7 protein-coding genes are annotated in these 10,961 nt (G+C 54.1%); all 7 read right to left on the bottom strand.

The window, feature by feature from the left end:
- The coding region (locus tag WMO46_RS15390) for a glycoside hydrolase family 16 protein (protein WP_349094642.1) at positions 1 to 1,592 on the bottom strand (1,592 nt) is incomplete at its 3' end.
- A 148-nt stretch (positions 1,593 to 1,740) separates the two neighbouring features.
- Positions 1,741 to 4,215, bottom strand: a complete 2,475-nt coding sequence (locus WMO46_RS15385; RefSeq protein ID WP_195497955.1) for a beta-glucosidase — start codon at positions 4,213 to 4,215, stop codon at positions 1,741 to 1,743.
- The gene (locus tag WMO46_RS15380; protein ID WP_394368796.1) at positions 4,215 to 6,260 is read right to left on the bottom strand and encodes a glucosidase family protein; all 2,046 of its coding nucleotides are present in this window, start codon (positions 6,258 to 6,260) and stop codon (positions 4,215 to 4,217) included. Before WMO46_RS15380 ends, WMO46_RS15385 begins: the two co-directional genes overlap by 1 nt.
- A gap of 5 nt (positions 6,261 to 6,265) precedes the next feature.
- The gene (locus tag WMO46_RS15375) at positions 6,266 to 7,417 is read right to left on the bottom strand and encodes a metallophosphoesterase (protein ID WP_195497954.1); all 1,152 of its coding nucleotides are present in this window, start codon (positions 7,415 to 7,417) and stop codon (positions 6,266 to 6,268) included.
- 18 nt (positions 7,418 to 7,435) lie between these two features.
- The gene (locus WMO46_RS15370; RefSeq protein ID WP_019150784.1) at positions 7,436 to 8,404 is read right to left on the bottom strand and encodes a DUF6528 family protein; all 969 of its coding nucleotides are present in this window, start codon (positions 8,402 to 8,404) and stop codon (positions 7,436 to 7,438) included.
- A 29-nt stretch (positions 8,405 to 8,433) separates the two neighbouring features.
- Entirely contained in the window at positions 8,434 to 10,053 is a 1,620-nt protein-coding gene (locus tag WMO46_RS15365) for a beta-N-acetylhexosaminidase (protein WP_083871008.1), read from the bottom strand.
- Positions 10,054 to 10,068: 15 nt separating this feature from the next.
- Positions 10,069 to 10,961: glycoside hydrolase family 16 protein (locus tag WMO46_RS15360; RefSeq protein ID WP_349094641.1), on the bottom strand; the 893-nt coding region annotated here is incomplete at its 5' end.

The following is a 10,961-nucleotide window of genomic DNA, read 5'->3' as shown; positions in this document are numbered from 1 at the left end:
AAAGGCCACTGCATCAACTCCGACTCGTTCGGAAAATGCTGATTCGCATAACGCATCGTCTCCTTGTCATTCGTGTAGAACACGATCTCTTCATCGGTCAAATCCGCCGAATAGACATTGAACGTTCCCTTGTTGTAATCTGCATAAGCAGCTTTCCCGGACGGTGTTTCCTGATAAATATCAATATAATGGGAATGGAGCGTCTGCTGAACGTAATCGTTCAGATAGCTGTGTTCCATAATATCGATCTCTCCGCCATGAGGCCATCCCGGGTAGATCTGGTACATAGGCTCCGGCATTAGCCAGATTGCCTGACCTATGCTGCCTGCATCTTCGACAAAACGAGCACAAACCTCGATCCGACAGTTGTTGAACCATTTCTTGCCCTGAGTCTTGATACCGCCCGAAACGACCTTGCCGTCTTTCTTCTCGATGGTAAGAATCAGCTTGCCATCCTTGACATAAGCCTGATCCGGACTGCCCGACATATAAATCTGCCAGGCTGCCGTACCATACGGAACATGTGACCAACTATCGTAATCCAACCCGTCTGCCTGGTCGAAATCATCGTAGAAAATAATTTCGTTTTCGGTCTCCGAGGGTATGGAATAATTCCAATAATTAGGATCGGCGACAAACGTATTGCAAGTTATCATGCCCGTACCGGAATCAATACCAAAATCGTATGGTAACCCATCATGAGTCCCTTGCCAAATATCACCTCCATTCCAATCATCAATTACCAATACATCATTGATCCAAATACGCCGTCTAATGCCTTTAGCATAGTTTCCACCCTTTCCATCGTATGGCGTAATCATTAACCGGATTTTTTTAAGATTATTGATAGTCGGATACCCTGCTTGGAAGATCGCTGTATAGAGCGGAAGCCAACCGTTATCATTCCCAAAATAAATTTTTGTCGGGTTGTTGACCATACCATAGGCTGTGTATGCATTTTTGTTGCCGTATGAGAACATAAGATAAGGCTCATTATTAGTATTTATCTTACCGCCGACAATAGACAAATCCCCTTGAGAAATATTCACGTTCGAAAATGTCCATTCGAAATAACCGTATTTATATTTATCAATAGAAAAAAGACGACCAGCCGCATTATTTATCGTGAGTGTTGCCGAACCCGTTTCGCTGTCAAGGCTCCAACCATCACCCCCACTCCAAACGGGAGATCCCCACACGGTGCTGAAAGTTTTCGGGCTCACCTCTGAAATCTCTGTTGAAGGAGAAAGTGTAACCGTAAGTGTCCTTGGCGCACAAGCAATTGATTTGGGCAATTTTACTTTAAATGTCTCATTATCGACGATTGTAATTACGGCTTCCCGGCGATTAGTCGAAACTTTCCACGGAATATTGGCATGGACTTTATATGTTTTTTCCGCTCCACCATAATAGAAACCCTCGGTAAAAGGGGCACCACCATCAGCAAACTCCAGATAATGCATTCCCACGGTTGTCGGATCACCAGTCAAGTCATAACATTGACCTGCAACAAAGTCATCAGACATGACAGTCGGATCCGAACTACAACTTGCAATCAATAAAAAAAACGGAATACCAAAACGTGTTTTCATAATCAATCAACCATTCGGTTAGTACTCGACAAAAAATATCTGCTCGGGACCATCTTCCAAACCCGCAGTAAATCAGATTATGTAAAACTTATTTAATGATAACATTACAAATTCCTGCTGGAGATACAGAAAAGGGTAAGGCTGTCAATCAGTCGATCCGAATCTTTTCGCTCAATCGAATATCCCGCGATGAAGCGCCGACCGAAATCGTGAAATCACCCGGTTCGACCACGAAATCATGGCGGTTCATATCGTAAAAAGCAAAGGCGTCCGGTGACAGACGAATCTCCACACTTTTCGTTTCACCGGGTTCGAGCCGCACCTTTTCATATCCCTTCAACTCTTTTTCAGGGCGAGGAACACTGGCCACCTCATCACCAACATAAAGTTGCGCCACCTCGGAACCAGCGAAACGACCAGTATTCGTCACCTCGAATGATACCACGACATTCCCGTCATCCAGTCGTTCCATCTTCAGATTCGCATAATCGAAAGTCGTATAGGAGAGTCCGTAGCCGAACGGGTACATCGGTTCGGTGCCCGCCCGATCGTATCCTCTGTATCCAACGAAAACGCCTTCGTCATAACTGACTCGTAGCGGGCTGTTGTAAACCTGAGCAACGTTCGCACGATAGCTGTCAAACGTCGGATTATCCTCCGCCCGACGCTCTACCGTAATCGGAAGACGCCCGCTGGGATTGATCCGACCGGTCAGGATCTCGGCAATCGCACGACCGCCTTCTTGTCCCGGATACCAGGCCATAAGCACGGCACGCGCCTTATCGACTATTGGTGTGAAATCAACCCCGCCGCCGGCATTGACCACCACAATCAGATTAGGATTGAGCATCGCCGCTTCGGCAATCTCCTTCAACTGCTGTTGCGGCAGCGAGAACGGACGATCGCAATTCTCGCCTTCGGTCGAAGAGTCGAAGCCGGCACAATAGATGACGGCATCAGCCGATTCGATCTCCTGCTGCGGTAAAATAGGCGAATGACAAGCGCTGCACATCCGGAGAGTCCCGGAATCCCAGGCATTGTAATATTCCAAACGCACCTTGTAGCTTTTGCCCGCCTCGACATCCACCGATGCGCGCTTCATTGTGATAAAATGGTCGTACCAATCGGCAATAATCTCCCGATCGTCGATATAAAGTCGGTAACCGTCATCACCGCTGATCTGAAAGACTGCCTGCCCCGTAACCGACGGAATGAACGTTCCCGTCCAACGTGCCGAGAACTGCGTAGCAGGCACACCCTCCATCGGAGCATTCTGCCAGAAAAAGTCGATTGCAGTGGCATCGACCGTTCCGACGGCGTTCCCTTCAAGTTTCGGATTGGCGAAAAATTCCCCTCGCAATCCGGGTTTGCCATCCGGCGTAAAGAAACACCCCCAAGCCGTTAAATCCACAGACAGTTCAGGTGCCAATACCTTCATGCGGATGCGCTTATCTGCATTGCGAATCCCCTCTGCCACAGATACGGTTTCAAAGGGCATAACAAATCCGCTGCCTCCGCCCGTAGGGATATTAGTCGCATTGGGCCCCATCACAACCACATTCCGTATCTTTCGAGAGAAAGGCAGCATATCGCCATCGTTTTTAAGCAATACTACGGCTTCGCGCGCCACGGCGAGCGCCGTTTCCGAAGAGACGGGATTTTTTTCGGGGATCGACCAATCCCGCTGCTCCCGATCGAAGAACCCGAAAGCTATGAGCGTCTGCACGATATGACGGCATTTTTCATCGATCGTCTCCTCCGTCACAGTTCCCGTCGCCAAGGCCGTACGCAATTTATCCGGATTCATGAACTGGCCCCACGACATCTCAAGGTCCAAACCGTTATTGGCTGCTCCGACAGTAGAATAGGTCGCAGTCCAGTCGGACATGTAGATACCCTTAAAATTCCACTTTTCCCGCAGTACGCCGATAATCAGTTCGCGGCTTTCGGTGGTATGTATGCTGTTAACCGGATTATAGCTCGACATCACAGCGCCGACTCGGGCTTTCTGTACAGCTTTGCGAAACGCCGGCAGGTAGATTTCGTGAAGCGTCCGCTCATCAATATCGGAAGAAACGTTATGACGGTTCCACTCCTGATTATTGCCGCAAAAATGCTTGATCGTCGCCATTACACCGGCCGCCTGCATACCTTCGATATACGCCACGGCCGTTTCGGACGTCAGAAAGGGATCCTCGCCATAATATTCGTAATTGCGTCCGCAAAGCGGCGAGCGATAGATATTCACCCCGGGGCCAAGCATGATATGGACACCCCGTGCCCGGGCGTCCTGACCGAGCGAATGGCCGTAAGTCCGGGCCAATTCCCGGTTCCATGTCGCGGCAGCCGCGATACCGCATGGATACATCGTACTGTGAGTGTCGTTGCGAACCCCCTGGGGGCCATCGGCCATGCGTATCTCCGGAATCCCCAACCGGGGAATGGGCCGAATAAAAAAACCGTTGTAGCCACCGATATAGGCAAGTTTTTCTTCGAGTGTCATTTGCGCAACCAACTCAACGGCACGCTTTTCTATTTCGGGTGTAATCGTCTGCCCCATCGCTGCGCATGAGAGGACGAGGAACAATAAACTGAAAATTTTCCTTACAATCATATGAAACATTATTTAAGCGAAATACGAAGTGTCATGCCGGACCTCAAGACATGGATTTGCGGGTTCTTATCCTGCCGGCGAAGCGTGACGCGGAGCCTGTCGGACGCAACACGCTCGATTTCGAGGTCGAAATCGCTCCCGAAAGCCCGTATATGGCGCAAGGCCGCACGATCCCAAGCGGCCGGCAACGAAGGAGTCATCTCAAAAGATCTGAATCCCGTCGGACGAATGCCGAACAATCCTTCGGTAAAAATACGGCAGTAGAGGCCGCTCTCGGCAGAAAGCTGCCGCATCGAACCGGAGCCTTCGGGCCATGCCTCGATAAAATAGGGAACATGATTGCCCGTAAGGCGCCGAGCTGTAAACCGATGCAAAAAATCGCCCGCCTTATCGGCACAGCCTGCCCGGAAAATACCCCGCAGGGCATAGAGCGTCGAGCGATCCCAGAAAACCGAGTCGCCCTGTTCCGTCAGCAGGCCGTCCTCCGTATGGAGTTCGGGGCCGAGCAGCGCGGCAACCGTTCCCTCACGACGTTCGGAAAGACCGACGACGAGGGGCATGCAGATCCAGGCGCGCAGTTTATCGTTGATTTCCGAATAGCGGTAGGCATGATAACCGGCCACGTCACGGCCGAAAAACCGTTCAATGGCCGCGGCCAGCTCCCGGGCCTGACGCAAATAGGCGTTCGTCTGCGACGGTTTCACACCGATTTCCCGGCCCAGTGCAGCAGCCGACAACAGCGCGTCGTAATAAAGCGCAGAGGTGGCCAGATTGGTCCGGCCGACAGGGAAACGCCCTTCCAATTCGTCGGAATCCGACGCCACGACCCCGTCGGCGGTCCGGTTGCGACGGCAATACTCCAGACACCATTCGACTAACGGCCACAACTCTTCAGCTTCGGTGCGGTCGGCACGCGCAAGGGCATAACGGGCTGCCCCGTTCGCACACATTGCAGCATCGCCGCGGTCTCCCGCCCCATTCCAGATATCCGTACCCTCGGCGATGATCGAACTGGGCAGAGGCCGATAGTCGGCATTCATGAAACGAGCGAAATGGCGGAATGTGTTGATGGCCGATTCATTGGCCGTCGCATAACCCAGAAAAGGGAAGAACGGAATCACGTATTCGCACTGGTCGTTGGTCCATACCGCCGCATAGAAAACCTCGCCGCCGGGAGCGTGCATATATCCGCCCCGCGTTCGGATGATGCTTTCGGCAGCCCGGAGTTTGGAAAAATGGAACGCCGTATTCAGCACCGAATCGGGCGTTTCGAGCACAAGGCTGTGCCCGATGTCCTCCCGTATGAACGCACGGCGCGCAGCCAGCTCCGCGGCGACGTCCGGACATCGGGGATTTTCACCTTTGCGGTATGCCTGAAACACCGCATCGAAAACCACCGAATCGCCGGGCGCGACCTCGAAACGTCCGCTGCCCGAAATATCGGCCCGCAGGACGTAACTGCCCTCCACACCTTTCGCCGGATCGGTTTCGAACGTCTGCATATATTCCGGGATATAGATCGTACGCGTGCGGTTCGGGCTGCTGTTGCGCAGCACATAACGCTCGCATGTCAACGGCAGGGTCCGGGAAGGAAAAATAGTCTGGGTCATCGTCACGGCAGGTTCGGAAGCATAGTCCGACACCAATCCCAGTTTCGACCGCCCCGTTCGCCACGTGCTGTGCACCTCCATCACTCCATCGAACTGCACCTGTTCCACCGTTTCCGACTGCAAGGCGAAGCCGTCCACGCTCAGCAATGACGGTATGTCGGTCGCCATACGGAACACGAGGCTGGCATGCGTATCGTTCGGAACGGTACGCAGCAAGGGAAAGATCAAGGAACGCTCTTCGCGGAATGCTCCCCGCTCATCGACACCCCACCGCAAAACGAGGGAAGTCGCCTCGCCGGTCATCTCCACACAGTCCTCATGCGGAAGATCGGATCCGGGCCGCCAAACGATATGACGCTGATCTGTTCCGATCTGCCAGCGCTGTCCGGATGCCGGCACGACGGCCAGAACAAGCAGACAACATGCTAAAAATCTACCATTCATCTTTTTTACTTTTTCAAATCGTCGATCCGTATATCGAACCGGTCGTAATCGGCCGTCCGCCAGGCATTCCGCGCCGTGATGCGCGACAGGGCGAACAACGGCGAAAAGGTCCGCACGCCAATCGTCCGTCCGTCGGGCCTGAACTCTAAAATCCGCAGCCAGCAGTCGCCGCCGTTGCCGAACCAGCCGCCGTCGCCGGCCTGCGAGTTGAACATCATCTGGGGAATCCGGCGCCCATCGGCCGCCCGGTCCACACGATAAGCCGAAGTCGTCCGGTAATCGATCCCGGCAACTCCGTCGGCACCGCCCTCCATGTCGATCTTCGGAGGAGTCCCCGTATGGCCGCAGAGCACCAGACAAATGTTCTTCGAAGGATAGACCAGTTTCTCCCAAACGGCCTGCGGCCAGTTTCGGGGCGTAAGTTTGTAGCCCTCGTCTTTTTTGCGACTGCCGTCCGTATCGAGAAACGAATGGGTCAGAACGATTACCCGGTGGTTGCGGTATTTTTCCGACTCGATCAGACCGCGCGCCCAGTCGAGCGCCTCGTCGCGGGGCGCGAATTCGAAAGCGATCACCAGCAGATCGCCCCACGCCGCATCATGGAATTCATAGGCGGCATTCTCCAGCGTATGAACATTTTCGTGATTGAGGCCGGCAGCGGCCAGATGCGCGACGATCTCGGTATTGCGTTCGGGATAGATGTACTGCGGCATCATCGAAAGACGATTTTCCGCCGCAACGTAGCCCACGTCGTGATTCCCCTGACAAACGATATAGGGAATCCGGCCGTCCAGCCGTTCCAAGGCTCGTGAAACGGCACTCCATTGCTGCCGCGACGTCTGGTCGCCGTTGTGGAAATGCACGGGATCGCCGCCTGTAAGCTGATCGTTCTGTTCCACCATGTCACCGGTGAACAGTGCGGCCCGAATTCGCAGCCGATCGATATTTTGAGCGACCCACGCCGTCATCAGTTCGAACAACGGCTGGTTGGCGGCGAATTTGATCTGGCTCTGCGGGTCGGGTATCAGAATCATGGAGAACGACCCCTCCTCTTCGAGTGTCGGCCGTACGGGAATTTGCGGCTCGCTGTGCCGCACTTGCGCAAAAAGCGTCAGTACCGCCGATCCTGCGATCAGCGACATCATCAATTTTTTCATTCGATGCGGATATTTCGGTTATCGTTTTGCCGGAAGCCGATGATTTTTCGGATAACTGAACGTATTGTCCAACAGCCATCGGCCTTTGTAAATCTTGAAATATTCGGGGCCCGTGTATACGGGAGTTCCGTCGATGGCGACCAACGCATTGGACCACCATTGTTCGGTCGGCCGCAGCACGATGGTCGGATAGCCGGAAGGGCCCGACGAGGCACTCTTCAAGTGTCGAAGCTCTTCGGCTACGACGACCTCGTCGAAGCGTTTGCGTTTCGGATCGAACTTATAGAGCCGTTCGGAAGTCGTCAGCCACAATTTACGCTCGCCGTAAGCCGGGAACAGATCGTGCGGGTCCGCGCCGCCGTCGGGCAGCGGAAGCGATTCGCAAAGCGTCAGGGCGGGAACTCCCTCCTTCAGCCCGTAAGCATAAGCATTGAGCGTCGTGTAAGCTGTTGCCCATAACACCTTGTTCTTCCGGTCCCAGACGACATTATGGCCCGACTTGAGCGGATAGACTGCGACGGCCTCGGTTGCCGGGAAACGGTCGTAGTCCACCCGGTAGATCTTGAGTTTGTCGCCAGCCGGCGTGTTACTGGTGCTGCAAGCCACAGCGATGTTACCGTCGGGCAATACTTCGGCCGAATGCGGAAATCCGCCGCCGCTGGCGGCATACCAGATCATCCGGTGGTCAGCGATGCGGATCAGTCCGATGCCGCCGTTCGAGACGACGAGAATACACAGCCCGCCGTAGACGGGCTTGATCTCCGTCGGGCAGTTGAACCAGTTCCGGTGTTCGGCAGGGAGTCCGGATTTCGAAACATCCCACGTCCATACGATCCGCTGCGTCGCAGCATCGGCGATCGCCACATAATGCCGGGCCTGCTCGGCCAGAACGATGTACCGCGTCTTTTTATCGGGTGCCGGCCGCCCGACTGCGGTTCCGACCGCAAACAGCAGGCTGACTGCAATTATAAAAATCGATTTATTCATTTTTTCAGTTTGGCTATTAATGATTCATGTCACTGCGGAACGGTATCGGTTCCGTTGAAAAAATAAGGGGCATAACGGTATCCTTCCTGATCGTACAACTCCTTCAGGCGAAACAGCCGACGGGAAAAATCGGGAAAATCACGTCGATCGCAACTCCACGCCACTTCGGCAAGCGCAGCCAAACGGGGCAACAGCATATGCTCGACCTGTCGGAAATCGACCATATATTCCCGCCATATATTTCCCTGCACGCCCAGTATGCACTGTCGCTGACCGCCGTCGAGACCTTCGTAAGGCGAAAATTCGTATGCCCGGCGTACGGTTACGTACGGAACGTCGTCGGGTCGTCCCGTGGCGACCGTTTCCCGTTCGACCCGTGCCGGATCATGCGTCTGATAGTAATCGAAATAGAAGTAATCGCAGGGAACCATGACGACCCGATTGCCGTGTCGCGCCGCCTCGATGCCGCCACGGGTCCCGCGCCACGACATGACGGTAGCGTCCTGCGATACGCCGCCTTCGAGAATCTCGTCCCAGCCGATCAGACGGCGGCCGCGGTCACGGAGCCATTCCTCGATCCGGCGGACCAGATAACTTTGCAGTTCGGCCTCGTTCCGCAGCCCCTCCCGACGGATACGTTCTTGACAGAACGGACACGATTTCCAGCGTTTGCGCGGCGATTCATCCCCGCCGATGTGAATATATTCCGACGGAAAGAGTTCGAGAACTTCGGTCAGCACATCCTTCAGGAATCCGAGCGTCGACTCTTTGCCGATGCACAGAACGTCCTCGCTCACGCCCCACGTCCGCATCACTTCATAAGGACCTCCGGTGCACCCGAGCCAGGGATAAGCCGCCAATGCCGCCACGGCATGACCGGGCATCTCGATTTCGGGAATCACCATAATACCCCGTTCGGCCGCATAGGCCACGACTTCGCGGATCTCGTCCTGCGTATAGTAGCCGCCGTACGGTTCGTCCGTATACTCGGAAGAGGTCCGATGGTCGCCGACAACCGTCCCGCGGCGTACGGACCCGGTTTGGGTCAGAGCCGGGTAACGGCGAATCTCGATCCGCCAACCCTGATCGTCAGTCAAATGCCAATGAAAGACATTGAGTTTGTGCAGGGCAAGGATGTCGATAAACCGCTTGACCTCGCCAATGGGTGAAAAATGGCGGCAGACGTCGAGCATGGCTCCGCGATAGGCGAAAAACGGTTTGTCGTGAATCCGTACAACGGGAATCGTTCCTCGGTTTTCGAACGCCAGTTGCCGCAAACTTTGCAGTCCGTACAGGACAGCGCTTACGGAACCGCCCCGCAGTTCGATACCCCGACGGGTAACATCAAGCACGTATTCCTCCCTGGCCAGCGAAGAATCGCCCGCAAGCGACAACGCAGGGGCCGCAGCATGGGATTCGAGAGCGAGTTTTCCTCCGAGAATCGGAGCTGCCATTTCCGAAAAAAGCCGGGCGGCCCCGAGCAAAGAGTCGGGGGCCGATACAACGGCTCCGGCTTTCAGCCGAAATGCGCCGACACCCCGTTCGACGGAGAGCGGACATGGAACAATGTCGAATGTTCCCGGCCGACCGACGACCGGATACAGACAACAAATGCCAATAAGTGTAATAAATCTTTTTATCAGAGTCATTCGTTCGATATTTGATTATTCCTCGGAAAGTTTAGTCACCCGCACATAGTCCACTTCCATTTCGACCGGCAATTTGGCATCCTCGATTTCTCCGGCCCAACCGCCGAGTGCAAGATTGAGAATCAAATAATAACGAGTCTTAAACGGCCACTGCATCTTTTGCCGTTCATCCGGGAGATGCAGGTTCATATGGCGAAACGTTTCTACGTCGTCGATATAAAACACCAGAGCGTCGTCGGAAATCTCGACCGCATAGCGATGAAACGCCTTGATGTCGATCTTGGGAGTCCGCTGATCGCCGGACGGTCCCGCAGCAGTATGATGATGGATAAAGTGGCTGTGCACGGTCTGATAAACGAAATCATCGCAATTCAGATGTTCCATAATATCAATCTCCCCACAGGCGGGCCACCCCGGATATATCGGTTTTTCCGGCATCAGCCAAATGGCGGGCCAGGCTCCTGGCGCCAGTCGGCCGAACCGTGCTCCGACTTCGATCCGATGTCCCGGACCAAAAGCGATCTTACCCAAACTCCATATACCGCCGCATCTGTAAATCCCGTCTTTCTTCCGTGCCCGCAGGATCAGTTTCCCCTTCTTGACACTGGCTTCCCTGACACTCCCTGACATATGTTTCTGCCAGACAGGCGCACCGGCTGGAATAAAACTCCAGTATTCAGAATCAGGGATGCGCGACTTTTGATCGAAATCTTCCGAAAAGACAACGATTTCATGCCGTTCCGCAGACCTCTCTTTCAACGAAGTACAAGCCGGTGTTCCGGCCTGTACTTCCGTCGAAAGTAAAGAAAGCGAATATGCAAGCGCCCCGAAAAACAGTTGAGTTTTCATCCGCATCAGTTGCCGAGTCTGGTTACACGAACCCAATCGACCTCCATAAACGACGGGAT

Source organism: Alistipes intestinihominis (genome assembly GCF_040095975.1).
In the GTDB taxonomy this organism is placed as follows: domain Bacteria; phylum Bacteroidota; class Bacteroidia; order Bacteroidales; family Rikenellaceae; genus Alistipes; species Alistipes senegalensis.
The sequence above is the reverse complement of the archived record's forward strand: the minus strand, read 5'-3'. Positions and strand labels throughout refer to the sequence as shown.

What these genes read in the sequence shown, in the direction of transcription:
- WMO46_RS15385 (WP_195497955.1), bottom strand. Translation starts at nt 4,215, where the DNA reads ATGTTTCATATGATTGTAAGGAAAATTTTCAGTTTATTGTTCCTCGTC.
- WMO46_RS15380 (WP_394368796.1), bottom strand. Translation starts at nt 6,260, where the DNA reads ATGAATGGTAGATTTTTAGCATGTTGTCTGCTTGTTCTGGCCGTCGTG.
- WMO46_RS15375 (WP_195497954.1), bottom strand. Translation starts at nt 7,417, where the DNA reads ATGAAAAAATTGATGATGTCGCTGATCGCAGGATCGGCGGTACTGACG.
- WMO46_RS15370 (WP_019150784.1), bottom strand. Translation starts at nt 8,404, where the DNA reads ATGAATAAATCGATTTTTATAATTGCAGTCAGCCTGCTGTTTGCGGTC.
- WMO46_RS15365 (WP_083871008.1), bottom strand. Translation starts at nt 10,053, where the DNA reads ATGACTCTGATAAAAAGATTTATTACACTTATTGGCATTTGTTGTCTG.